Genomic DNA, 23844 nt, shown 5'->3' with positions numbered 1-23844 from the left:
AACTTATAAATCACTACTTTTTAGAGTTAAGCCTTTAAGATGCGATACTGGGTAAGAGTAAGATACACCATCTCCTTTTCCTACAATATCTAGTTTTCTCATCACAGCAAGTATAATAGCATCAACTTTTTTGCTAGGAACGACAAACATTAGATTTACATCTGTTGGCTCACTATAAAGTCGTTTGTAAAAGTTGTCCATTTCAAGAAGTCCCATACCGTGAGCATCCATAATAGTCACTCCTCCAGCACCTGCATCACGAGCGGCCATAAGAGCTTTATCTTGATTTTTTTTAGGTACTATGACATGAACTGCTGAAAAAGGCATTTTATAGGAGTGCCGTTCTCCCGTTCCTTCTATGTTGATAGTTGAGAGCCCCATATCATAAGCATGTTCGATGGCATCTTGGAGCTCATGTTTATGCATTTCCTCTATCTCTTGAACACCTTTTATTCCCATCCTGTCGGTGATGATACCATAGAGCATAACGGTAAGCATAGGAAAGAGTGAAGCAAAAGCAATCAAACCAAATCCATCAATAAGTGGGTCCCTTCCATCTATGTTTGTAGCTAGTCCAAGACCAAGAGCTGCAACAAGAGGAACAGTGATAGTTGATGTTGTAACACCACCACTATCATAAGCTATGGGGATGATATATTTTGGTGCAATAAAAGTAAGAGCTATTACAAAAAGATAACCTGCCATGATATAGTAAACAATTTCTCCACCAACAACAATTCTGTATGCTCCAAGGGAAATACCAATAGCAACACCAAGCGCAACAAAAAGACGAAGAACAAAGTCATTTATCTTGCCATCACTAATTTCTTTTGCTTTTTTTGCAATAGCAGTTAGGGAAGGTTCCGCCATAGTTGTAGAAAAACCAATAAGAAAACCAAAAGAGTATATGATAAAGTTGTTGTCATATTGAGTTAGCTCAAACGCCATCGTTTCACCAACAGAAAATAAACCCATTTCTAAGCCAACTACAAAAGCATCTAGACCGAGAATAACTAAACCAAAACCTATAATAACTTCTTTTAGATTGTCGATTTTTTGTTTAAGGATTACATATTGAAAAAAGATTATAATTCCCAAGATGGGCAGAACATCAATGATAACATCTATAAGACCTTGCAAAATACTAAGAATTTTAAAGTCAAATGCTAAGGGTGTTTTTGGAATTTCTGTTATTTGAGTGGTTATAGCTGTAGTTGCATCTACAAACTCATATACGAAAATTCCATAAAACTGTACAAATATCATAGGAGTTAAAGAAGCAAATGCAATAAGTCCAAAACCATCTAAAACAGGATTTCGACCTTTTATGGTAGATGCTAGACCGATCCCAAGAGCTGCTACAAGGGGAACGGTTACGGTTGAAGTAGTAACTCCACCTAAATCATAAGCAAGACCAACTATCTCTTTTGGTGCAAAGGCTGTTGCAGCTACAACCATGATGTATCCAGAGATGATATAGTAGTGGATAGGATGACCTTTTATAATCCGCCAAACACCAACAACAATGGCAAAGCCAACAGAAAAAGCAACAACGAGTCTTAAAAATGTAGCATCTATTCGCCCCGCACTAATACTAGCAGCTTTTTGTGCGATGACAATAAGGGCAGGCTCGGCGATAGTAGTACCAAAACCAATCATAAAAGCAAATATTATTATCCATTTTGTGGAGCCTTTTCTTGCAAACTCACTAGCAAGACCTTCCCCAACAGGAAAGATACCAACTTCAAGCCCTAAAAGAAAAACAGCAAGTCCAACACCAACAATAGCAAGTCCAATAGAAGTGCTTAACCAGTTTTCAGGTACACTTTGAATGATGGCAAGTTGAAAAAACATAATAACAAGAATGATAGGCAATAAATCTCTAAATGATTCTTTTAAGAGTTTTAAAAATGAAGCAATGCTTAGCATTCCTATCCTTTGTGAAATAATATGTGATTTTATCTAAAATAAGATAAAAATTTGATTTTTAAGAATGATAAAGGTAAGATGCGGTTTCTTTTTAATATATGGTCGAGTGTCCGAGTGGCCGATGGTGCAACCTTGGAAAGGTTGTGTGGGTGCAAATCCACCGTGAGTTCGAATCTCACCTCGACCACCATAGATAAATACTTATTAGTTTCTAGTCCATCTCTAAAACATTATCACCGTCAGAGTAGTCAATATTTGATTTTGGGATAGATTTTATGGCATCAGGATTTACTTCAAAACTTTTTAAATTATAAGCCTTCATGCTAATCATAATCAACATTATATACTATTTAACAAATAATAGAACTGTGTTGACTTTCTGTACCTCTTAAACTCTTTAAAATCACTATCTTAATTATTAACTCCACTCATGAGACAGATGATACTCACATACCAATTAACCGCTCCAATGACTCCACCCGATACGGGAAAGCAATATCGTGGATAGTGGAACGGGTAATGTGTATTTTGTTGTAGTGAAATGACTAACATGCTATAATCTAAATTATAAAAATATTCAAAAAGGAGACCTCATGCAATTAGCAATAGATATTAAAAATGAATCTATCGCAGATAAAGTTCTGTGGATGTTAGAACATTTTAAAAGCGATGGCGTAGAAGTTTTAAAATTAAATTCTCAAAATGAAAAAGAAGTAATAAGTAATTTTAGAGAAGGATTAGAAGAAATTAAAGCTGTTAATAATGGCGATTTACATTCAAGACCTGTAAAAGAACTACTTGATGAATTATAGCATTGAAACCATTCCTCGGTTTGATAAAGATGTTAAAAAATTAAAGAAACGATTTCCAAAAATAAAAGAAGATTTATCTCTTCTAATCGAAGAACTTAGTAAGAATCCAGAATTAGGGATAGCTCTTGAAAGTGGACTATATAAAGTAAGACTTCAAAACTCATCTATACCAACGGGTAAAAGAGCAGGTTTTAGAGTTGTGACATACTATGTCAATGGAGATAATTTATATCTTGTTACAATGTATGCAAAGAGTGATAGAGATACAATTTTGACTCATAAACTAAAAGAGATTATTCGTGATGAGATATAAAAGTATTATGTAATAATATATATAGTATCACCTTTTTTAAAATATTTCTTTTAGTCCATCTCTAAAACATTATCACCGTCAGAGTAGTCAATATTTGATTTTGGGATAGATTTTATGGCATCAGGATTTACTTCAAAACTTTTTAGATTATAATCCTTGCCTTTATAAAAAGTTTGCTCTTTTGCATACCTCTTTTCTTTTTCTATCTGTTTTTGAATTTCTTTATCCATTTTTGTTTCTTGCGTAGTATCTGAAGCTAATAAAATGGAGCTTAGTGTCATAAGTAGTATAAAAAAAAATTTCATAAAATCTTTCCTTTAGATAATCAATATTTATAATTATAATATAATTTTATTATAATTATGCTGAGTTTGCTCAAGTTTTATGATTAGTTCCAAAACTTTAATGGATTTGGATATAAAAAAGTATAGTTTAGTTTTTTGATGATAGCATCAGAGTTGATTATTTTAGAAGTTTTTTCTTTAAAACTCCCTAGCATGAAACCAAAGTTTTTTGCATTTTGTTCATGTACAAGTGAACGAAGGGGATGTTGTGGTGCGACAAGGTTAAAAATCCCATTTTTCACATCACTTTTAAGCAACTTTTTTATTATGTTTATAACATCTTCACGATGTATATAATTTACAGGTCCATCTTTAAACGAAGATACTTTTTTCCATTTTCCAGAGATCCTATCTTCGCCCATCAAACCGCCAAGTCGTAAAATAAGAAGATTTTTTCTTAAATTTTGCATTAACTCTTCTGCTTCTTTTTGAAGATTTTTTTGTGTTATATCTACATTTTCATCTAAGATAGAGTTAAATTCTCTATATACAGAGATAGAACTTAACAAGATGATATTTGAAGAAGTAGAGCTGAGTTTTGCGATTTTCTGTAGAGTTTTTAGATAGTTATCTTTTGTATTTATTGCAATTATTATTGTGTCGTTTTGCCAAAAAGAGGAGTTGTCTGAAGTTTTTTCTCTATCAAAACACTGGACTCTAGACTCTTTTTCAAGAGTCTTAGCTAACGGTTTACCCAACCAACCGCAACCAATGATAGAGATGCTTTTAAGCTGTATCATTTTTTAGGATTATTTTTAATGTAACTTTTTTTAATTAGTAAAAAATCATATAAAGACATCTCAGTTCCAGCATCTTGGATGAGTTTATCTGTGTCTTCAAATTGACCTTTTATTTTTTTAACTTCATCATAAGCACTTGGTTTAACTTCATTCATTGCTATGCTAAAAGAACCTGCCCACATAATGACAAGCATCAACCATATTGTTTTTTTTGCATTTGCATAAACACCAATAAAGTGAAAACCAATACTTAAAATAACACCAATAACAAGTATAATATTTAAACTCATTTAGTCATATCCTCCCCTCTTGGTTTCATCTCTATTCCCATCTCTTTAACCATGCCGTTGGCAAAACTCATAACACCAAAAGTTCCAGCTAACATAAGAACAACAACAACGAAAAGAAAAATAAGTGCCATTGAGTATCGTTTTAAAATTGCTAGCATCTACTTAGGTACTATTCCATCAAATTCTATACATCTTGAGGTATGAAAATCACGCTCATAACCATCATTTTTAAACTTATCGCCTTCAAGCCTCCATCCTAATTCTTTAGAAAGTAAAACTGATCTTGAAATAGTTCTACGCATTTTGTTTTCACAAATGATAGTTTCATTGTTGTTAAAAATCTCTTTTACGCCTTCCATTCTTGTGGTTGTCATATAGAAGTGAAAAGAAATCATCAAAGTTAAAAATCCTCCAACACCTAACATGCCTCTTTTAAAAGCAACCTTTGGCATAAAATCTCTAGTAGTTACAATAGCTGTTATTGTTAATATAAAAGCACCAATGATAAGATATACTATCTCTAATTCAAAAAAAAGTTCCATTTATTTTTCCTATTTACTATATTGTTCTTCCCAAGCTTCAATTGCTGGGGTGAAGTATTCTATGCGTATCTTTTTAAACTCTCTTGAGCTATAAAGAGGCATATGAGTTTTTGAGTCTATTTCCTGTGCCATTTCAGCAATTATACCATTAGTTTCTTTTTTTGTTTTACCATGAACCATAGTAAAAAGGTTAAATTGCCAGTTTGGATATTTTGGGCGAAGGTAACAGTGACTAACAGCGCTAAAAGCTGCCGCTATTTCTCCGATAGCTTTGCCTTTTTCTCCTTCATCAACATCCCAAACAACCATCGCGTTTGCATTAAAACCAGCTTTCCTATGATTAAGTATAGATGCAAATCTTCTCATTATTCCAGCATCTTGAAGTTCTCTTAAAATAGAGAAAAACTTATCATAGTCAATATTTAAATCATCAATAATCTTTTTAAATGGCTCACTTATCATCTCTATATCATACTGTGCCGTTCTTACTATTGCGTTATGTAGGGGTGTCATCTCTATCTCAGTATGAATAACTTTTTTAACTTTTTCTTTTTTCTCATCTTTGCCAGTTGTGTTTAATTTAACATTAATTTTAAAAAGTTTTAGAGTTGGAAGCATAATGAAGTCATCTGCCTCTGTTAGTTTTGCAAGTATCTCAACAGTTTTATCAAGTCCTAGTGTAGAATCAGGAGCGATACCAAGAGTAAACCAAATATTGAACTCATGGTTTCTCTCGTAATTGTGAGAGATTCCTGGGTGTGAATTTATGATTTTTACTGCACTATCTATTTTATCTTCTGCGATTTTAAATGCTACAAGAGATGATTTATAGCCTAATCTTTTTGTGTCAAATATAGCAGAAGTTTGGCGGATTATACCTTTATGCTTTTCTTCTTGCAAGATTGCTAAAACTTCAGCTTCACTCATTTCAAGTTCATTTGCAATAGTCTCAAAAGGTTTTGGGACAAGTGGAAACTTTTTTTGTATTCTCGATAGTATTTCATCTTTCATATTTATTATCTTTATTTTTAAATTTAGTTAAGAGGATTTTAGCTAATTTTTATTAATCTGAGTTGATGTTTGTCAAGTTTAGAATTTTTTAAATTATGCTATTATGTCGTTAAAAATTTAAAAGAGAATTATGGCTTATTTTCCTGCTTTTATCAAACTTGACAATCAACAAATACTTATCGTTGGTGGTGGCTATATAGCTTATGAAAAGTTAGATCATCTCTTAGATTTCACACAAGATATCTCTATAATAGCACTAGACTTATCAGATGATATGTCTAGTGCTATTAAAAAAAATAAGCTTCATTATGAAAAAAGAGCTTATAAAGAAGGGGATATCTCAGAATTTGGTATAGTTATTGTTGCTGTTGATGATATACCACTTCAAGCAGAAATCTTTAGCGAATCAAAAAAGTATAATTGTCTTTGTAATTCTGTTGATTCTGTTGATTATTGTGATTTTATTTTCCCATCTTATATAAAAAAAGATGATTTAACTATTGCCGTATCTACCTCAGGAGCGTCACCTGCGATGGCAAAACATCTTCGTATTTATTTGCAAAATCTTATTCCAGATAGCATAGGTGATTTTTTAAAAGAGATGAAAAATCTAAGAAAAACATTGCCAAAAGGTAAAGATAGAATGAAAATGTTAGATGAAAAAGCAAAAAATTATATACAAAATTGGAGTAGTAAATGAGTGAAGAAAAAAGTGAAATGAGTTTAGTAAAAAAGATTTTTGTTTTTGCTTTATTGGCTGGTTTTTTAATTATGGGTGTTTTGTCTATGAAAAGAGCGATGCCAGAGGCAAAAGAAGAGAGAATTTATAAAGCCATAAAGGTTTATAGTCCTTACGAACTAGAAAAAAGAATGGGTGGTTTAGCTATTTTAAATAAGCTAACTGATGAAAAAGAAAAACCAAGTAATGCTGAGATACTTCATCGTTTAGATGAGCTTGATAAAGAGTGGGCAAAAGAGTATATGAGAGTTGAAGGAAACGATGTTATTATCACAAGAGATGATGACACAGAGGTCAAAATTCTTATAGAAACACCAAAAGAAAGAGCCTTCATCAAAAGCTTTTTTGGCATCTAAAGCTTTTACTAATCCTTTAGTTTAAAAGAAAAATATAGTGATGAAAATAGCATAGCACTTGCTGTGCTATAAAGAATAGTGTAGTTAAAAAAGTGTAAAATAACTCCCCCAACAAGTGAAAAAAACAATCCAAATGAGATGATATTTATTTGCAAGGCAACATATACAGGTCTTTTATCAGCAGGTGCAAGGGCTAAAATAAGGTTTCCAGATGCTATGCGATTTCCATCTAGTGCAGCACCAACTAGAAAAAAGACAAACATATACTCATAAAGAGTAGATGCGTTAAAAGCTATAAATATTGCAATGATTTGTAAACTTATAGATATGTTTGCTGTTAATTTATTTAAGCCATTTGAGCTAAGTTTTCCCCATAAAAAGTTACTTAGCATCGCTCCTACCATTTGAGTTGTTATCAGACTCCCGATAGCTAGACCATCTAGGTCGATTTTTGTTTGAGCGTCTAGGATTATAAAAGGTAGAGCTATTAAATAACCATAAGCAAAAAGAAAAGTTTTTAGTTGGATTTGTAAATCTTTATCACCCTTTAGAAGCGTCCATGAGTTGTGCAAAAACTGCTTAAATGAGTTTTTCTCTTTTACTTACTTTTTCTTTTACAGGCTCATCAATAGTTCCAAAAGAAAGATATCCAAGTCCCATGATAAAAGAACTAATAATAAAAAGATAACCATAACTCATAGGTGCATCAAACGAAGCAATAATCCAACCAGCTAAAGCACCGCTAATTAGCCCACCTGCACCGCTAAAAAATTGTCTATAAGCCATGGTTTTGCCACGAAATTTATGAGAAAAAATCTTACCTATAATATCTTTAAAGTAAATAGCCCCAAACCCTGCACTAAAAGAGAAAAGAAAAAGTCCAAAACCGATGCAAAAAAGAGTCAAGGTTGGTGAATCTTCCCCAAATAAAAGGATAGACACACCTATGAAAAACCATGCTAAAAATCTAACCATAAAAACACGATGAAGATAAGGCATCATGAGGGTATAACTTTGTGCTTTAAATGCTGCAAAAAGCTGAACGATAATAGCTCCTCCACGAAGAAGAGCTGCAAAAAAACCAACAAGAATAGAACTGCCACCAAAATAGTTTACTATTAGGGGTAAGATTGTAGAGGGTTCTGCGATTGTAGTTCCGATTGTTAGGAAAAAACCATGCAGTATGTTTCTAATATGGCTAGAAGTTTTGTCCATCGATAACCTTTTGTAGTTTTCAAGAGCAAAAATTTCTCGTTTAATTATTTCACCCTTTTCATTATAAATTATATTTTCGCCGTGTAACTTCCCATTTTCATAAGATTTAGTACTTTTGATGCTGCCATCAGCTTTAGAGATAAAGTATTTTGTTTCTAATCCATGTCGTTTATCATCTACAAAATAGTTTAGCTTTGACAAAACACCTTTTTCAGTAAAATATTTAACTTTTTTAATCCCATCTTTTAAATAACTTAGCTCTTTAACATAAGCATCTTTAGCATTATAGTAATGCTTCTTTACAAATGTTTCACCATCTTGATAGGTTTCCATTTCTATATTTCCACTTTGATATTTGATTATTTTTTGATTTTCTTTCATGCTAATCCTTATTGATGAAATTGTATCATATAATTAAATCTAAACTACAGCTGTAAGATAAATTCCACAACGCTAAGTCGCTAATTCAAATAGCAAGTGCAACATATATATAAAATAGAAAAATTGGTTAAAGAGAGCATATAACTATAAAATAGTTTTCCTAAGAGCCTTTCTTGTGGCTCTATCCACAAGAGTAAAAATTTCATCTATCTCATTTTTTGCAGATGCCTTTTTATGACCTTTTACCTTGATAAACTCACAATCTAAAATATCTAAGTTCTTAAAAAAATCTTTATATAGTTTATGATTTTTTATAAGTACACCCTTGCTGGTCATATAGTTATTTCTCTCAAATCGCTCTCTTCTATCTTTGAGTCCTATAATATTTTGACAATCGGTATAAATCACTATTTTAAATTTTTTTAAACTCACATCATTTAAAGCCCATAAAAGTGTCTCTAGTTCTAATTTTGTGGAGGATGTATTGTCAAACTTTTTAATTTTAATTTCTTTTTCTAGTTGGGCAAAAGAGAACTCTAATTTATCTAAAAGTAAATATGCTCCACAGCCTATTGCGCTTTGAGGATTAACACTTCCGTCTGTAAATAAATAGATTTGCGATTTATTTTTTTTCATGATTTATTTTACTATAATATTTTACTATTTAAAGTTCAGTAAATATTTGCTATCATATACTAATTAGTTTCGTTAGATAGGATTTATTTACATATGAAAACAAAGTCAATTTTAACAGCCCAACAAAGAACAGATCAAGTAAAGGCATTTCAAGCTGAATTAGTAATATTACAAGATACAGATGTAATTGAACTTACTAATGAGCAAAACGACAAGCTAGATAAATACCACCAAAACCTTTTATCTAACTACTCTTTAGAGTTTGACATAGATACAACTAAAAATGAAAAACAGCTTAGTCTTGGTATGAAAATAGTTTCATTTTTAGCGGCTCTTGGACTTGCTTTTAGTATATTTTTTCTATTTTTACAGTTCTGGGGTAGTTTTAGAGAAAGTACACAAGTTTTCATCCTTATTTTTACTCCAACTATTTTACTTTTTACTACATATTACTTATCAAAACAACACAACAAAGACTACTATACAAAGATATCAGCTCTACTTACTTTTACTACATTTGCTCTAAACCTAGCTATGCTTGGTCAGATATTTAACATCACACCATCACCAAATGCTTTTTTTGTATGGGCACTATTTGCATTTTTACTAGCTTATGCTTTAAAGGCTAGACTACTTTTAGGAGTGGGAATCATATTTATTTCATTTTTCTTATCAGTAAAAGTTGGAGTTTGGGGCGGAGCTTATTGGATTAATTTCTCAGATTATCCTGAAAACTTTTTCCCAGTTGCTTTAGTTCTATTTTTACTCTCTTTTATAAACCATTCAAAACATACAAACTTTGATGTTGTTTACAGATACTTTTCCATGTTTTTATTTTTTCTGCCTGTTTTAATCTTATCAAATTACGGTTCCATAAGTTATATAAACATGAATGAAAATTTTATAGAAGGATTTTACCAAGTTGTGGGATTTGGCTTTAGTGCTTTTGCCATCTATATTGGTATAAAAAAAGGTTTATCAGAAGTTACAAATATGGGAAATATCTTTTTTGTCATTTTTCTTTATACAAAATTTTACAACTGGTGGTGGGCTTGGATGCCAAAATATGTCTTCTTTTTAATTATAGGTATAAGTGCTATTTTCATACTTATGATACTTAAAAAATTTAGAAATGAGTTGTTAAAAAATACACAGGAGAAAATATCATGAAAATATTAAACCCTTCTTCTAAGCTTTTTGCAGCAGCTTTTGCATTATTGATTTTAACTAACATTGTTGTACTTCTTGGCATCTATTTTAACAGGTCTGGAGAAACAACATCTGAGGCGATACTAACGCAAAGAGAACTTGAAATACCATACTCAATGAAAAAAGAAAACAATAGTATATTTCTTAAGCTTGTATATAGAAACATAAATAAATCAAAATTTTCACATCTTGGTAATTGGCTAAATGTTACTAAACTAAAAGAATTGGGTTTTGATACAGATAAATATTTAATCTACAAAAAAAATATAAAAAGACCAAGTAAAGAAGTCTTTATCGTTCTCGAATATAATTGTGAATCATATAAAAAATCTTTGAAATTAGCAGAAGAAGTATTTGCAGAACAAGAGGCTTTGTATAGTGCTGAGAAGAGCAAACAAAGGGCTTATAAAAATGCCAAAAGAAATCTTACTCGTGAACAAACATCAGCATCTAGACTTTTTGCTATAGATGCAGGGTTAGATTATGACGCGTTAAGACAAAAGTACACTAACAAAGCCAATTTTATTATAGTTAAAGGACTTGTGAAAATATCTAACAGCTATAAAGAGAAAATAATATATGGCTATATTCAACAACTTCACATACAAAAAATCAACCTGCCTTATGAGTTTAAACATCTTTTAAAAGATGTCAAACCAATAGACAAATATAATGCAAAACAAAACACCCATCCAAGCTACAAAGTAGAAGTAAAATATGGAAGTAGATATGAGCCGTGGATTAGCTCTGTAAAAAGAATATATTAGGATTTATTTGAAAGTCAATCAAAGATATTATTTAAAAATATTTTCAAATTCAGGATTTGATTTTTTTTGACAATCTTTTCTTAGTTTCTCATTCTTCACTATCTCTTTTTCTAGTTCTTTTTTCTTTTTCGTATCAAATATAGTATTTGGTACCATAAGAGTATCTGCTCTATGCTTAGTACTATAACCAAATACCTTTTTTCCTATAACTTTTTTTATGTCCTTTAGTACATTTAAAGCATTTCTTCCTTCACAATGAAAACTTGCTCCACCATTGACACATATACATTTTTTCTCCATACTGTATGAGCCTAAAGTATTTTGATACTGAAGTATTGGTATTGATTTTGATATATCACCTTTAATAACTACTCCAGAATGACGAGAAGAGTAAACTACAGCTTTTATTTTAACTTTGTATGGGTTTTTTATAATCCACTCTATGCTGTGGTATGAGTTTAGAACAAGAATGATAGGCTTAGATGATTTTGCAATTTTTAAGATTGTAGATTGACTTTTAGTATCACTTTTATATGCTCCAACGAATAAAACTTGGCTGTCTTTTAAATTATATTTTTTTAATTCTTTTTTCAATTCACGACTAGAATATTTTTTTTCTTTTTCTTTGATAACTAGCTTAAAGTTAGTAGTATGCCAGTTATTTACATACTCTACTTCTATTTTATGCTTTCCTTTAGTAAAAGTAAATGGTATCTGCGAGTTATTTGAACCTTCATATATAACCATTCCATCAATTATTATTCGTGTTTTTGCCCAACTTTGCGAAGTACTAAGATGCATTTTTTGTGTTTTGTCATAAGTAAAGTTTCCAACCCAGTAGCCACCAAAATCTTCAGATTTAATATCGTGGAACTCACTATATGGATAGTTCACACTAACCTTTGGTACTATTTCACTTGCTATAACTTTTCTAGGCTTATTTGTATTTATGTAAAAAGCTTTAAATTTATTTGTCGGAATCTTATTTTTTGGATTTAGGTATTTTCCCCAAGTTATTTTTGCTTTTATAGGAAGGTTTTGTTTCTGATAATTGTTTTTCATAGATTGAAATTTTACTTCAGGCATAGGTCTAGATTTTTGATGTAATGCATAAGCTTTATCATCCAATGCGTACTCAACTTCTATGGCTTGAAGATAGTCTTGAAGCACCACTTTTTTATTTTTATTTCTTCTATTATACCTATTACCATAAATATTGATATGCCCATTTTTTGCTGTCAAAACAATCTGTTTTATTCCCTTGATTGGCTTTTCCCAGATAATAACATTGTCAGATTCAAAACTTGGCTTAGATTTTATTAGTTTTTTATTTTTGTCACTTACCCATAGACCTAAAGGCTCTGAACCTATTTTAATCTTATAAAAAGAGTTTACTTCAAATGGTGATGGCTTACCCTTTGAACTAACTAATGCTCTATCATATATAAAAAGTTTTTTTACTCTACCTTCTTTGTTATAAAAAATATCCAGACCATTTATTCTTTTACAATACTTTCCACCTTTATAAGGCTGACATTGATTAGATACTCCATATTTAGCATCTATAAACTGTTTATTTTCATTTATATATGAAGCGATATCAAAGAGTTCATGATTTTTTATAAATGACTCAAGTCGCTTTCCTTCTAGTTTTTGTACATTACCTTTATTGTAAATAGAGATTTTTTGAAGTTTATTGTAGCAAACAATATTACCATCTCTTTTTTTTACTAAAGTTTTACCTGGCTTAAGAATTTTCATAAATGATTCTTGTTTTTCTACTTGTATTCTTTGTTGAATCCCATGAATAACTTCCTGTTCAAATACAGCTGGATAGGATACTCTACAAAGCATAGGTTCATTTGTGTCATTAACAATAGTATCATCAGCAAAAATCATAGCCGATAAAGCAAAAAGTAAAAGTAAGTATTTCATAGATAAACTCCTGTTATGTTTTAAAATAATCTGTTACGAGCTAAAGCTCTATCTGTTTTGGCTTTCCTAAGAAAAAACCTTGAGAATAATCTAAACCCATTTTCTTTACAATATTTAAAATTTCTTCATTGTAAACAAATTCTCCTATTGTTGCGATATTAAGGCGTTTAGCAAAACCTACAATCAATTCTGCAACAACTTTAGCATTTTTATCATGGGCAATATTTTTAATAATAGAACCGTCTATTTTAATAAAATCAACATTTAATCTCATCAAATAATAAAAATTTGAATATCCAGTACCAAAATCATCAATAGCAATTTTACATCCTAAAAACCTCATATTTTTTATAAATTCATTTACTTCTTCATAGTTTTCAATACCTTCATCTTCAACTATTTCAATAATCAGTCTATGACCTAATCCATCATGTTTGTTTATTTTTTTTACTAAATAATTTACTGTATCAGGGTTGAGAATATCTTCTAATGTAAAATTTATAGAAAAGTGGTCATCTTTATCTTTAAAATATTCAATAGCTTTTTTGATTACTATTTTTGTAATAGATGAATATAGTCTTGATCTTTTAGCAATGGTTAAGAACTTCATTGGAGATATAATCGTTCCATCAGTATCTATCATTCTTACTAAACATTCATACTTGTTTATTTTATGAGTAGTATTACATACAATTGCTTGAGTAAATACAACTATTCTATCTTTCTTTATAGCTTGTTTTATTTTATTTGTCCATTTGACATTATTTACTAACTGATCTTTAATATCTAAATTTTCATCAAAAAATACCAATTTTTTATTACTTATTTTTGCATGGTTTGTCGCCATTTCTGCATTTATCAAATAATCTCTTTGCATTGACACACCAGAGATAGCTCTAATATTAAACTTATTTCCATCTATTTTAAAGTTAAACTTTAGAATTAACTTTAAGATAACTAAGATAAGTTTTTTTAAATCATCTTTATTTGTTTTCTCGTCAACTAATATAGCAAACTCATCACTAGGAAGCTTATAGAGCTTTGTTTTGTATGGTTTTAGATGCTTAGATAAAAGGCTAGAAAGTTCTATTAAAAGTCTATCTCCTATATCAAAACCATAGTACTCATTAATCTCTTTAAATTTTTCTATATTTATAATAGCAAGTTTAAATTTTTTATCTTGCATCAAATCTTCCATTAATTTTTGTCTATTTGGAAGATGTGTCATTTGATCAGTAGTTTGAAATTTTATTTTTTTCTCTTGTAGTATCAAGTCAGTAACATCATGTCTTATTGCCATAAATTCTTTTATCTCACCATCATAATCTAAGATAGGTATAATAATTGATTTAACATAATATGTTTTATTTGTTTTCGATCTATTTTTAATTACACCTTTCCAAATTCGTTTATCTAAGATTGTTTTCCATAAATTTTTAAATAATTTATTTGGATTTTGTGGATGTCTTATTATATTATGAGATCTACCTAAAACTTCTTTTCTTGAATATCCTGAAATACGACAAAACTCATCATTTACATATGTTATAAACCCTTCTACATTTGTTTTAGTAACAATAGCACTTTCGTCAACTGCTTTTTTATATTCATTTAAAAGAGATAAGTTAATTAAAAGCTCTTTATTTTTTTTATATAATTCTTTCTTTAGTTTATATTTTTGTATTTTTTGTGATGTTATATCAGTTATAAACCCTTCTATGTGTAAAACATTGCCTTCTTCATCATAGATGCCAAGACCTTGCTCCCATACCCATTTAAACTCACCATTTTTTGTGTTGATTCTATACTCGTAGTTAAAAGCTTTTTTATCATTAAGTGCCTGAGTAACAATATCATAAAGAACAGTAGCGTCATCTTCATGTATTATAGACGCATAAGTTATATCTTTACTAAATAATAATTCTTTATTTTCATATCCTGTAAGCTCTTTACATCCATCACTAATAAACTCCATAGTCCAATCATTATTATACTTACATCGATACAACATACCAGGTAATTTATTTAATAAAGTTTTTATTTCATCTTTATGCAAATCTATTATCATTGTACTTACCTTTTTTAAATACTTAAATTATTATATCTAAAAATGAGATTTTATCTTTGGAGTATCGTACTTTGTTTTTAGTTGTCTCCTACAAAATGATCTAGCTTTAACATAAGCATCTTTAGCATTGCAATAATGTTTTGTTACAAATGTTTCACCATCTTCATAAGTTTCGGTTTGTGTATCTCTTTCATATTAGTCTCTAATGAAGTGAATTGTATTATATATAAAGTATAATACCTTATATGAATAATCTACCAATATATGAAGTTTTGCATGATATAAAAAACTCACTAAAGGCTAACTCTACTCTTGTTTTACAAGCTCCTCCTGGGGCAGGGAAAAGTACAGTTGTGCCTATCTCCTTACTTGATGAGACTTGGCTTGGAGATAAAATAATAATCATGCTAGAACCTCGTCGTGTTGCTGCTCGTATGGTTGCTACTCAAATGGCAAAACTTCTTGGAGAAAAACTGGGACAGTGTGTTGGTTATCAGGTTAAAATGGATAGTTGCTATACCAAACAAACAAAAATTTTAGTTGTTACAGAAGCTATTTTGGTTCGTAAACTCCAAAGTAATCAAACTCTAGATAATGTTGCTATGATTATCTTTGATGAGTTTCATGAGCGAAGTATTCATACCGACTTATCACTAGCACTATCTTTGCAAGTTCAAGAACTTCTGCGTGATGATTTAAAAATACTCATAATGTCTGCCACGCTTAACTCAAATGAAATCTCATCTTTACTAGGCAAAGTTCCAGTAATCACTTCAAAAGGAAAAATGTATGAAGTTCAAAATATATACTTAGACATCAAGACAAAACAACCAGATGCAAGGTCTTTGAACTCTTTACTTTTAAACACTACGCTAAAAGCCATAAAAGAGAATGATGGAGATATTTTAGTCTTTTTAGCAGGGGTTAAAGAGATAAAAAACTTACAAAATTCTCTTTTAAACTCCTCAGCATCTAAAGATATTTTAGTATTACCGCTCTACTCTTCACTACCAAAAAAAGAACAAGACACAGCAATAAGTAAATCAACAAAGAGAAAAATCATCTTAAGTACAAATATCGCTCAAACATCGCTAACCATTGAAGGTGTAAAAGTAGTCATAGATTCTGGTTTAGAAAAGCAGTCACGATACAACTATTCAAATGCCATGAATCATTTAGATTTAACCTTTATCTCTAAAGATTCATCCATTCAAAGAGCTGGTCGAGCTGGCAGACTCTCTAGTGGGGTATGTTACAGGCTTTGGCATGAGTCAAAAATACTACAACAATCAACAAAACCTGAAATACTACGAGCAGATTTATCTTCACTTATTTTAGATTTGGCTCTGTGGGGTATCGAGGATTTTGATGAGTTAAAATTTTTAGATATTCCAAGCCTAAATATCATAAAAAAATCTAAAGAAGTTTTACAAGAACTTGCCATGCTTGATAACTCATTTAAAATCACATCCTTTGGAAAAGATGCGCTTAGTTTAGGTCTGCATCCAAGATTTGCTTATATGATTTTAAAAGCCACTAGCCTAGGTTTTGCCTATGAAGCCTGCCTCTTAGCATCTCTTTTAGGTGAAAAAGATATATTTAAAAATTCAAGCAAAGATAGCGATATAGCTTCAAGGTTTATGCATCTAATCCAAAAAGATTTTGATAGCATCTATATAAATAGGTTTAGAGTTAAAGAGGTAATGACTTCAGCTGATTTCTTTTATAAAAAATTAAAAAGTATAAAAAAAGTGCCAAAGAAAAATAGTTCATTTAATGTAGAGATGCTTAGTGTACTACTTCTTTTTGCTTACCCCGATAGACTCGCTCGACAAAGAGGAAAAAACGACAAGAAATATATTATGAGTAATGCAAAAGGTGCGATACTTCACGAAGAAGATTCTTTGTTTAACCAAGAGTTTTTAGTGGTAGCAAATCTTCATGCACATGATAAAGACTCTGTTATAAACCTAGCTCTTAGTATTACAATGGCGGAGATTCAAGAGTATTTTTCTTTATTCATTGTAAACAAAGATTCTATAACCTACAACAAAGAGCTTAAGAAGTTTGACATCAGAGAAAATACTTACTTTTTAAAACTGCAACTTAGCTCAAAACCAGTTCAATCTACTAAAAATTTAAACTTTAAAAAACTACTTTTAGCGCTTGTTAAAAAAGAGGGCTTAGGGATTTTGACTTGGAGTAAAAAAGCTACAAGGTTAAAAGATAGAGTAAACTTTTTAAATCATCATCAGGACTTTATAGACTTTAGTGACAAGACTCTACTTAATACACTAGATGCTTGGTTAGAACCTTATTTATCAGGGGTTACAAGCATAAAAGCACTAGAAGCTTTAGATGTTTATAATATGCTCTTATCTCTTCTAGCATGGGACAAGCAACAGTTTTTAGACACTATGGCACCACTAAGTGTTAAAGTACCAAGTGGCTCAAATATACACATAGATTATGCAGACTATGAAAAACCATCTATGAGAGTAAAAATACAAGAAGTTTTTGGGCTTCACGAAACACCAAAAGTGCTGGCTAACACTCTACCTTTACAAGTGCATCTACTAACCCCAGCAATGACTCCTATGCAGATAACTTACGATTTAAAAAGCTTTTGGAAGAACTCGTACGCTGAGGTTAGAAAAGAAGTAAGAGGTAAGTACAAAAGACACTACTGGCCAGAGAATCCTTTTGAAGCTGTTGCTACAAGTCGGACTAAAAAGCATATGATGCGAAATATAACGAAGTAGATTTGGTGGTTACGAGGATTGATGCCCATACAAAAGTATGGGCATGTATTTGGTGCTATTGTTTGGACTCTTTTTTCATTACAGTACCGTCTAAGGCATTTACTTGAACTCTGTAATCTTTAGTTGTAGCCTTATAAATAAGAAAATCACCTGAATGTGTGAGTTTAATCTTCTCTACCTCTTGCGTAGTTTCTTCTTTAACTATTTTACGAGCTTCTTTGTCTTTGATATTACTAAGTTTTTTCTTTTTTTGCTCAGTTTTAATTTTAAGACTCGGGTTCTTGTTATATCCGTGAACAGAGCTATGCTCCATTGGTGTCATAGCTTGAGAAGCAAACGCAAAGATTGGAGCTAGTAGTAATGGTAAATATTTCATGATTAATCCTTTTGATTAGTAGTGTTAGTTGTATGCTCTTTTTTGTAAAAAAGCAGATATGTTGAAGGTAATATAAGTAATGTTAAAATTGTTGAACTTATAATCCCACCTGTTATAACAATGGATAAAGGGTATTGTATTTCACTTCCTACACCGCTGGCATAAAGAAGTGGAAGAATTCCAAACAAAGTTGTAAATGCCGTCATAAGTACTGGTCTAAGTCTAAGTAAAGCAGCATCTTTTAGTAAAATTTTTAGATCTACATTTGGAAACTTAAGCCGTAGTTCATCAATAAAGCTGACTAAGACTATACCGTTTAAAATAGCTATGGCAAAGATGGCTAAAAAGCCTATGATTGCAGATACTGACAAGTAGATGCCACTTGCAACTAAAGCGATAATCCCCCCTATAAAACCAAACGGTACATTTATAAGAATAAGCAAAGCTTTTGAGATGGAGTTAAATGCGGTAAATAAAAGTAAAATAACCAAAAATATAGTTATTGGTATGATGATTTTAAGCTTTTGTGTTGCTTCTTGCATATTTTTAAAATCACCTGCCCAACCTATGTAATAACCAGATGGAATGTTTACATTTTTTTCTATAAGTTTGTTTGCCTCTTCTACAAATGAAGCAATATCACGACCTTCAACTTCCATAGACAAAACCATATAACGACTTAAATTTTCACGCTTTATGAACGAAGCACCATGTTCGATTGTTATTGTACAGATTTGATCAAGTGAAACTAAATTTCCATTACTTGAGCGAATATTTAAGTTTTTAAGAGAAGCTATATCTTTTTTTGCATCTTTGATTTTCGCAACTATTGGAAATCTTCTGATACCTTCTATCTTTTGAGTAACTTGTTCCTCTCCGATGCCATTGTTAATAACTTGCATAACTTCATCAACTTTTATGCCATAACGAGCAAGTGCCAAATAATTAGGCTCTATTTTGATTTGTGCTTGTCCTAGTTGAGTTTCAACTTCTGCGCGTTGTAGTCCTTCAACCTCAGCGATGGTGTTGATGATTGATTTTGATATAGCATCTAGAGTTTTTTGATTATCTCCATATATTTTTATGGCAAGTTCTGCTTTTACACCCTCCAAAAGTTCTTCTATTCTCATAGCGATTGGTTGAGTTGGAACAAAGACGATATGCTCAAATGTATGTTCTAAATCTTCATTCATCCTATCTGTTAAAGCAGGTAAATCTTCTATATCATCTTTGAGTGTAAGTAAGACTTCCATATAGTTAGCCTGAGCAGTTTCACCTTTTTCGCTTCTTCCAATCATAGATAAAACAGAACTTACTTCATTTGGATAGTTTGAGAGTATATGTTTTTCAATCTCAGATGCATTTTGAACAGATTGAGAAAGAGCAGTTCCAGGAATTGCTATAACTCTATACATGATTGACTCTTCATTTAACTCTGGCATAAATTCACGACCTACAAAAGAGAGTACAATTGCCAAACTAACAAACACGATACTAACACTTGTTAGAAGCATCTTTGCGTGAGCGATAGAGTAAACTAAAAGAGGTGTATATGCTTTTTTGATTATTTGCATTAAAACAGTAGAGTTAGATTTACTAGGACGAAGTAACATAAATGCTAAAACAGGAACTAAAACAAGTGCTACTAAAAGTGAACCAAGCATTACAAAAACAATGTTAAGTGCCATTGGAGAGTAAAGTTTTCCAGCAAGTCCATCTAGTGAAAGTAGAGGAATGAAAACAGCTATGATGATTAAAACAGCGAAAGTAACAGGAGTTGCTACCTCTTTTGCCGATGTTGCTATAACTTCCATTTTATTAGCATCTGGCATATCGTGGAGCTTTCTAAAAGTATTTTCTACTATAACTATTGTGCCATCGACTATCATTCCCACCGCGATAGCTAAACCACTAAGACTCATTAAATTAGCAGATAGACTATAATAATCCATAAGCAAAAAGGCAATAAGCAAAGATATAGGTAAAGATACTATAACGATAAAAGCCGAACGAAGCTCAAACAAAAACACAAACAAAACAAACGCTACTAAAACAACACCAGTTAAAAGAGCAGATGTCATTGTATCAACAGCTTTTCGTGTTATCTCAGTTCTATCATAAACACTCTGAATACTTACTCCCTCTGGGAGTGTTGAGTTTATGGTTGAAAGTTTTTTCTTTATTTGCTCAACAACTTTAGCAGCGTTTGTAGCCGTTCTTTGAAGAACCATACCGATAACTGCTTCTTTACCATCGATGCTAATAGCACCAAAACGAGGAGCAGAACCTGTTTGTACATCTGCAATATCGCTGATTGTAACTGCGTGACCATTACTTGATTTTATAACGGTATTTCTAATATCATCTAGTGTTTTATAAAGTCCAGTGCCACGAATAAGATACTGTTCAGAATTAAATTCTAAGTATTGACCACCTGCTGCCTGATTTGCACTACGCAAGGCATCTATGATGTCTGCATAAGTCACGCCAATGTTTTGAAGTTTTTTAGTATCTACAAGAACATTGTATTGTTTTTCATCTCCGCCCCAGCCTATAACTTCTTCAACGCCAGTTACACTTTTTAAAAGAGGAGTAACTACATAGTCTTGCATCTCACGCAGTTGGCTTAGAGTATATTCTTTTGTTTCATCATTTAAACGATACCAAAAAACCTGACCTAATCCCGTCGTGTTTGGTCCAAGTTGAGGTGAACCCCACCCAGCAGGAATATCTACACTTCCTAGTCGTTCATTTACAAGTTGTCTTAAAAAATATATGTCCATATCATCTTGAAAAAATACAGATACATAAGATAGTCCAAAAAATGAGTTTGACATTATCATCTTTACACCAGCCATACCAGAGAGGGCTGATTCTATGGGATAGGTTATGAGTTTTTCTATGTCTTGGGCTGAATTCCCAGGACTTTCTGTGTAGATAACAACCTGTTTTGGTGTGATATCTGGAAAAGCATCTATGGGTATTTCAACATAAGCTTTGTAACCAAAAGCACTAATAGCTAAGAAAAAAGTAAGCACTAAAAACCTGTACTTTAAAGAGGTATCTATGAGTTTATTTAACATACTATCTCCCTAATGCCCATGTCCGCCAAGAGAAGATTTTAGTAGTAAAGATTTTACGAAGTAGCTTTTAGCACTTACATATTCTTCATCTGCTTTTAAACCTTCAATAGCTGTATATTTTTCGTCTTGAGTTATTATTTTTACAACTCTGACTTCATACTCTAGTTCTTCATCTTCATGCTCATCATGTTCAGCTTCTTTGTGTTCTTTTTCTTCTTCATCTCCATGTTCTTCATGTTCGCCATGCTCATCATGTTCTTTTTTCTCTTCATGCTTATTGTGCTCATCATTCTTTTTAGGAGTAAAAACAACCCACTCGTTATTGTAAAAAGATAAAGCAGATGTTTTAACAGCCGTATGTTTTTTTGTATTACTAAAGTACACAGTAGCATCTGCGTAAGCATTTATATATAGTTTTTCATTGGTAGCATCTATGCTTGACAAAAGAACAATGCGTTGAGTTTTTTCATCTACTTTTGGTAGTATTTGTGTTATATGAGAGATGATTTTTTTTATCATTATTATGAATAACTACCTTTTGAGAAATTTTTACTTTACTAGCGTACTTTAGAGGTAGGTAAGATTTAAAATAAAACGCTCTTTGTTTTACTAAAGAGATTATAGGAGTATCTTCTTTTACACTTGAGTGAAGCGGTTGAAGGATAGATGCCACAACACCATCGCTATGTGCATAAAGGATAAAGTTTGGGCTTGCTTTATCTATCTTATTTATGTTTATGTCCAATGTTTGAAGCTGAGATTTTAGTGCTGTAAGTTTTGCTAAAAGCTCATCTTTTTTTATACTTTGGGCATTCATCTTTACTAAAGAAGTCATACCTTTTTCATATAAACTTTTTGTTGCATTGTAGTTTTTTTCTTGAGAATCTAGTTGCTTTTTTAAAGATATAAACTCTGCTGTCATTTTTGATATCAAAATCGACTCTATAAGAACTATTTTTTGTCCTTTTTTTACACTTTGTCCAGCTTTTACAAAGTAGCGTTCCAAATGACCGCCAACTTGACTCATTACAGCTTGAGAAGCATTTGAAAGCTGAATGATTTGTCCATTAAGTTCAACAGATTTTGAAAACGCTCTTAATTCTACATGTTCAAGTGGTATTTCACTAGAAAATAAGTTGAAGTAAAGAAGTGCCGTAAGTAAAAATATTTTAGTCATTATATACCCCTGTGATATAGTTATGCCAAATGGCATTTTCGTTTAAAGAACTCTCAATATTAATAAGATTTTCTTTCGTTTTGATAAGCTTATTTTGTATATATTGAAGTTCTAATAAATTTACATTTGCTATTTTATATCCCTGTTCAAACATTTTTAAGACTTCAAGTTGAAGCTTTAAAGTGTTTTGATTTTGTGTCTTTAACAAAAGAAGTAAGTTCTCTTTTTTTGTGAGTTTACTTAGCTCTATTTTTAGTCTTTGACTTTTGTTTTGTGCTTGAAGGTCAAACTTGTCAGACTGCAGTTTTGCTATGCGTTTTTCTTGAGATTTTGTATTAAAAATAACAAGAGGTATAGATGCTCCTAGTCTAAATATATTTTGCTCTGGTTCTTTTTCATACTCGCCAACAATATTTATAAACTCTAATTTGTTAGAGTTTACTTTTGCGTTTGCAAGAGATTTGTTTTTTTGTTTTTTGAGATAGAGTAACTCAGGATTGTTGATATTTTTCATTTGTATTTTTGAAAAACTATGAGTAAAATCTATCTCAACCTCTTTTGTACTTTTTGTATATTCTAGTAAAGAAAAATAGCTTTCATTTGCTTTTAATTTAGCTTCTTGAATTTTTATCTCTATCATCTTATAGTCTATACTTGATTGAAGGAGCTCTCCTCTAGAAATCGTTCCTGCTTTGTAGCGCTCTTTTGAAATTTCATAGATGCGTTTAGCAATGTTGAGTTGTTCATTTGAAAGTAAAAGATACTTTTTATCGTGTGCATAGATGCTATAAAGTAAAGAAGTTGTGCGAGTAAACTCTGCTAAATTGAGAGTTTTTTGCATGTTTGCACTTTTGATTATGGCATCTGAGAGTTTTATTTTATCATTGCCAACACCCCAAAGTCTTAAGGGCTGTGTATAACTAAGTCTATAACCGCTATCTGCATCTCCACCTTGTGGTGAAAAGTTTGAATACTCTAACTCAAGAGATGGGTTTTCATATCTTGTTAAAATATCGCCTTGTTGTTTCGCCTGAGAAATACTTAAATCCGAAGATTTTAAGTAAGTAGAATTTTTTATAGCCTCTTTTAAGAACGCATCAAAATTTTGTCCAAATAGTGATAGGTTTAAAAGAATAATGGTTGATAATATCTTTATCAT

The 23844-nt window shown here is 31.2% G+C and carries 25 protein-coding genes and 1 tRNA gene; 8 read left to right on the top strand and 18 right to left on the bottom strand.

Annotated elements, in window-relative coordinates:
* Positions 1-3: 3 nt before the first annotated feature.
* Positions 4-1929: a DUF1538 domain-containing protein gene (locus MOV50_RS06100; protein ID WP_321779510.1), complete on the bottom strand. Its 1926-nt coding sequence runs from the start codon at positions 1927-1929 to the stop codon at positions 4-6.
* A 100-nt stretch (positions 1930-2029) separates the two neighbouring features.
* Here MOV50_RS06100 and MOV50_RS06095 point away from each other — a divergent pair.
* Positions 2030-2119, top strand: a tRNA-Ser gene (locus MOV50_RS06095).
* Between the two features lie 21 nt (positions 2120-2140).
* Here the strand turns inward: MOV50_RS06095 and MOV50_RS06090 are convergent.
* Complete coding sequence (locus MOV50_RS06090; RefSeq protein ID WP_321779509.1) at positions 2141-2269, bottom strand: hypothetical protein; 129 nt, start codon at positions 2267-2269, stop codon at positions 2141-2143.
* Between the two features lie 253 nt (positions 2270-2522).
* Between MOV50_RS06090 and MOV50_RS06085 the strand changes: the two genes are divergently transcribed.
* Together MOV50_RS06085 and MOV50_RS06080 are read left to right on the top strand one after the other, a co-directional pair.
* Positions 2523-2741 (top strand): hypothetical protein, encoded by a 219-nt coding sequence (locus tag MOV50_RS06085; protein ID WP_321779508.1) that lies wholly within the window; start codon positions 2523-2525, stop codon positions 2739-2741.
* Complete coding sequence (locus MOV50_RS06080; RefSeq protein ID WP_321779507.1) at positions 2731-3054, top strand: hypothetical protein; 324 nt, start codon at positions 2731-2733, stop codon at positions 3052-3054. The genes MOV50_RS06085 and MOV50_RS06080 overlap by 11 nt, the downstream gene beginning before the upstream one ends.
* A gap of 50 nt (positions 3055-3104) precedes the next feature.
* Here the strand turns inward: MOV50_RS06080 and MOV50_RS06075 are convergent, their stop codons facing one another.
* The 6 genes from MOV50_RS06075 to MOV50_RS06050 form a co-directional block, all read right to left on the bottom strand.
* Complete coding sequence (locus MOV50_RS06075) at positions 3105-3359, bottom strand: hypothetical protein (protein ID WP_321779506.1); 255 nt, start codon at positions 3357-3359, stop codon at positions 3105-3107.
* 83 nt (positions 3360-3442) lie between these two features.
* The gene (locus tag MOV50_RS06070) at positions 3443-4138 is read right to left on the bottom strand and encodes a hypothetical protein (RefSeq protein WP_321779505.1); all 696 of its coding nucleotides are present in this window, start codon (positions 4136-4138) and stop codon (positions 3443-3445) included.
* Positions 4135-4428 carry a hypothetical protein gene (locus MOV50_RS06065; protein ID WP_321779504.1) on the bottom strand — a complete coding sequence of 98 codons (294 nt, stop codon included), beginning with the start codon at positions 4426-4428 and terminating at the stop codon, positions 4135-4137. Before MOV50_RS06065 ends, MOV50_RS06070 begins: the two co-directional genes overlap by 4 nt.
* Complete coding sequence (locus MOV50_RS06060; protein ID WP_321779503.1) at positions 4425-4586, bottom strand: hypothetical protein; 162 nt, start codon at positions 4584-4586, stop codon at positions 4425-4427. The genes MOV50_RS06065 and MOV50_RS06060 overlap by 4 nt, the downstream gene beginning before the upstream one ends.
* Positions 4587-4970: a hypothetical protein gene (locus MOV50_RS06055; protein ID WP_321779502.1), complete on the bottom strand. Its 384-nt coding sequence runs from the start codon at positions 4968-4970 to the stop codon at positions 4587-4589.
* Positions 4971-4979: 9 nt separating this feature from the next.
* Positions 4980-5981: an Lrp/AsnC family transcriptional regulator gene (locus MOV50_RS06050; protein WP_321779501.1), complete on the bottom strand. Its 1002-nt coding sequence runs from the start codon at positions 5979-5981 to the stop codon at positions 4980-4982.
* A 130-nt stretch (positions 5982-6111) separates the two neighbouring features.
* On the opposite strand from MOV50_RS06050, the gene MOV50_RS06045 reads away from it, so the two are divergent.
* Together MOV50_RS06045 and MOV50_RS06040 are read left to right on the top strand one after the other, a co-directional pair.
* Positions 6112-6681 (top strand): bifunctional precorrin-2 dehydrogenase/sirohydrochlorin ferrochelatase, encoded by a 570-nt coding sequence (locus MOV50_RS06045; RefSeq protein WP_321779500.1) that lies wholly within the window; start codon positions 6112-6114, stop codon positions 6679-6681.
* Positions 6678-7076 (top strand): hypothetical protein, encoded by a 399-nt coding sequence (locus tag MOV50_RS06040; RefSeq protein ID WP_321779499.1) that lies wholly within the window; start codon positions 6678-6680, stop codon positions 7074-7076. Before MOV50_RS06045 ends, MOV50_RS06040 begins: the two co-directional genes overlap by 4 nt.
* 8 nt (positions 7077-7084) lie before the next feature.
* On the opposite strand, the gene MOV50_RS06035 is transcribed toward MOV50_RS06040, so the two are convergent.
* The 3 genes from MOV50_RS06035 to MOV50_RS06025 form a co-directional block, all read right to left on the bottom strand.
* A complete protein-coding gene (locus MOV50_RS06035) occupies positions 7085-7648 on the bottom strand; it encodes an MFS transporter (protein ID WP_321779498.1) in 564 nt (187 codons plus the stop codon).
* Positions 7649-7655: 7 nt separating this feature from the next.
* The gene (locus tag MOV50_RS06030; protein ID WP_321779497.1) at positions 7656-8672 is read right to left on the bottom strand and encodes a hypothetical protein; all 1017 of its coding nucleotides are present in this window, start codon (positions 8670-8672) and stop codon (positions 7656-7658) included.
* Between the two features lie 144 nt (positions 8673-8816).
* Positions 8817-9308, bottom strand: coding sequence for a ribonuclease HI (locus MOV50_RS06025; protein WP_321779496.1), 492 nt, complete (start codon positions 9306-9308; stop codon positions 8817-8819).
* A 93-nt stretch (positions 9309-9401) separates the two neighbouring features.
* Between MOV50_RS06025 and MOV50_RS06020 the strand changes: the two genes are divergently transcribed.
* Positions 9402-10478, top strand: coding sequence for a DUF2157 domain-containing protein (locus MOV50_RS06020; RefSeq protein WP_321779495.1), 1077 nt, complete (start codon positions 9402-9404; stop codon positions 10476-10478).
* Complete coding sequence (locus MOV50_RS06015; protein ID WP_321779494.1) at positions 10475-11284, top strand: DUF4824 family protein; 810 nt, start codon at positions 10475-10477, stop codon at positions 11282-11284. Before MOV50_RS06020 ends, MOV50_RS06015 begins: the two co-directional genes overlap by 4 nt.
* A 27-nt stretch (positions 11285-11311) precedes the next feature.
* Here MOV50_RS06015 and MOV50_RS06010 read toward each other — a convergent pair whose 3' ends face one another.
* Entirely contained in the window at positions 11312-13219 is a 1908-nt protein-coding gene (locus tag MOV50_RS06010; protein WP_321779493.1) for a hypothetical protein, read from the bottom strand.
* A 40-nt stretch (positions 13220-13259) separates the two neighbouring features.
* Positions 13260-15287 carry an EAL domain-containing protein gene (locus MOV50_RS06005; protein ID WP_321779492.1) on the bottom strand — a complete coding sequence of 676 codons (2028 nt, stop codon included), beginning with the start codon at positions 15285-15287 and terminating at the stop codon, positions 13260-13262.
* A gap of 245 nt (positions 15288-15532) precedes the next feature.
* On the opposite strand from MOV50_RS06005, the gene hrpB reads away from it, so the two are divergent.
* Positions 15533-18049 carry an ATP-dependent helicase HrpB gene (hrpB, locus tag MOV50_RS06000; protein ID WP_321779491.1) on the top strand — a complete coding sequence of 839 codons (2517 nt, stop codon included), beginning with the start codon at positions 15533-15535 and terminating at the stop codon, positions 18047-18049.
* Positions 18050-18104: 55 nt separating this feature from the next.
* Here hrpB and MOV50_RS05995 read toward each other — a convergent pair whose 3' ends face one another.
* Genes MOV50_RS05995 through MOV50_RS05975 form a run of 5 tightly spaced genes read right to left on the bottom strand, consistent with a single transcriptional unit; the run spans position 18105 to position 23844 of the window.
* Positions 18105-18425: a hypothetical protein gene (locus tag MOV50_RS05995; protein ID WP_321779490.1), complete on the bottom strand. Its 321-nt coding sequence runs from the start codon at positions 18423-18425 to the stop codon at positions 18105-18107.
* Positions 18426-18427: 2 nt separating this feature from the next.
* On the bottom strand, positions 18428-21508 hold the full coding sequence (locus MOV50_RS05990) for a CusA/CzcA family heavy metal efflux RND transporter (RefSeq protein ID WP_321779489.1): 3081 nt from the start codon (positions 21506-21508) through the stop codon (positions 18428-18430).
* Positions 21509-21517: 9 nt separating this feature from the next.
* Complete coding sequence (locus MOV50_RS05985; protein ID WP_321779488.1) at positions 21518-22027, bottom strand: hypothetical protein; 510 nt, start codon at positions 22025-22027, stop codon at positions 21518-21520.
* Positions 21975-22685, bottom strand: a complete 711-nt coding sequence (locus tag MOV50_RS05980) for an efflux RND transporter periplasmic adaptor subunit (RefSeq protein ID WP_321779487.1) — start codon at positions 22683-22685, stop codon at positions 21975-21977. Before MOV50_RS05980 ends, MOV50_RS05985 begins: the two co-directional genes overlap by 53 nt.
* Positions 22678-23844 (bottom strand): TolC family protein, encoded by a 1167-nt coding sequence (locus MOV50_RS05975; RefSeq protein ID WP_321779486.1) that lies wholly within the window; start codon positions 23842-23844, stop codon positions 22678-22680. Before MOV50_RS05975 ends, MOV50_RS05980 begins: the two co-directional genes overlap by 8 nt.

The organism is Sulfurimonas sp. (genome assembly GCF_029027585.1).
GTDB lineage: Bacteria > Campylobacterota > Campylobacteria > Campylobacterales > Sulfurimonadaceae > Sulfurimonas.
Note: the sequence above shows the minus strand (reverse complement) of the source record. Positions and strands in the feature narration are given on the sequence as shown.

Bases quoted from the DNA above. Each gene is read 5' to 3' on its own strand.
- MOV50_RS06100 (WP_321779510.1), bottom strand. From the start codon at position 1,929: ATGCTAAGCATTGCTTCATTTTTAAAACTCTTAAAAGAATCATTTAGA.
- MOV50_RS06090 (WP_321779509.1), bottom strand. From the start codon at position 2,269: ATGTTGATTATGATTAGCATGAAGGCTTATAATTTAAAAAGTTTTGAA.
- MOV50_RS06085 (WP_321779508.1), top strand. From the start codon at position 2,523: ATGCAATTAGCAATAGATATTAAAAATGAATCTATCGCAGATAAAGTT.
- MOV50_RS06080 (WP_321779507.1), top strand. From the start codon at position 2,731: ATGAATTATAGCATTGAAACCATTCCTCGGTTTGATAAAGATGTTAAA.
- MOV50_RS06075 (WP_321779506.1), bottom strand. From the start codon at position 3,359: ATGAAATTTTTTTTTATACTACTTATGACACTAAGCTCCATTTTATTA.
- MOV50_RS06070 (WP_321779505.1), bottom strand. From the start codon at position 4,138: ATGATACAGCTTAAAAGCATCTCTATCATTGGTTGCGGTTGGTTGGGT.
- MOV50_RS06065 (WP_321779504.1), bottom strand. From the start codon at position 4,428: ATGAGTTTAAATATTATACTTGTTATTGGTGTTATTTTAAGTATTGGT.
- MOV50_RS06060 (WP_321779503.1), bottom strand. From the start codon at position 4,586: ATGCTAGCAATTTTAAAACGATACTCAATGGCACTTATTTTTCTTTTC.
- MOV50_RS06055 (WP_321779502.1), bottom strand. From the start codon at position 4,970: ATGGAACTTTTTTTTGAATTAGAGATAGTATATCTTATCATTGGTGCT.
- MOV50_RS06050 (WP_321779501.1), bottom strand. From the start codon at position 5,981: ATGAAAGATGAAATACTATCGAGAATACAAAAAAAGTTTCCACTTGTC.
- MOV50_RS06045 (WP_321779500.1), top strand. From the start codon at position 6,112: ATGGCTTATTTTCCTGCTTTTATCAAACTTGACAATCAACAAATACTT.
- MOV50_RS06040 (WP_321779499.1), top strand. From the start codon at position 6,678: ATGAGTGAAGAAAAAAGTGAAATGAGTTTAGTAAAAAAGATTTTTGTT.
- MOV50_RS06030 (WP_321779497.1), bottom strand. From the start codon at position 8,672: ATGAAAGAAAATCAAAAAATAATCAAATATCAAAGTGGAAATATAGAA.
- MOV50_RS06025 (WP_321779496.1), bottom strand. From the start codon at position 9,308: ATGAAAAAAAATAAATCGCAAATCTATTTATTTACAGACGGAAGTGTT.
- MOV50_RS06020 (WP_321779495.1), top strand. From the start codon at position 9,402: ATGAAAACAAAGTCAATTTTAACAGCCCAACAAAGAACAGATCAAGTA.
- MOV50_RS06015 (WP_321779494.1), top strand. From the start codon at position 10,475: ATGAAAATATTAAACCCTTCTTCTAAGCTTTTTGCAGCAGCTTTTGCA.
- MOV50_RS06010 (WP_321779493.1), bottom strand. From the start codon at position 13,219: ATGAAATACTTACTTTTACTTTTTGCTTTATCGGCTATGATTTTTGCT.
- MOV50_RS06005 (WP_321779492.1), bottom strand. From the start codon at position 15,287: ATGATAATAGATTTGCATAAAGATGAAATAAAAACTTTATTAAATAAA.
- hrpB (WP_321779491.1), top strand. From the start codon at position 15,533: ATGAATAATCTACCAATATATGAAGTTTTGCATGATATAAAAAACTCA.
- MOV50_RS05995 (WP_321779490.1), bottom strand. From the start codon at position 18,425: ATGAAATATTTACCATTACTACTAGCTCCAATCTTTGCGTTTGCTTCT.
- MOV50_RS05990 (WP_321779489.1), bottom strand. From the start codon at position 21,508: ATGTTAAATAAACTCATAGATACCTCTTTAAAGTACAGGTTTTTAGTG.
- MOV50_RS05985 (WP_321779488.1), bottom strand. From the start codon at position 22,027: ATGATAAAAAAAATCATCTCTCATATAACACAAATACTACCAAAAGTA.
- MOV50_RS05980 (WP_321779487.1), bottom strand. From the start codon at position 22,685: ATGACTAAAATATTTTTACTTACGGCACTTCTTTACTTCAACTTATTT.
- MOV50_RS05975 (WP_321779486.1), bottom strand. From the start codon at position 23,844: ATGATAAAGATATTATCAACCATTATTCTTTTAAACCTATCACTATTT.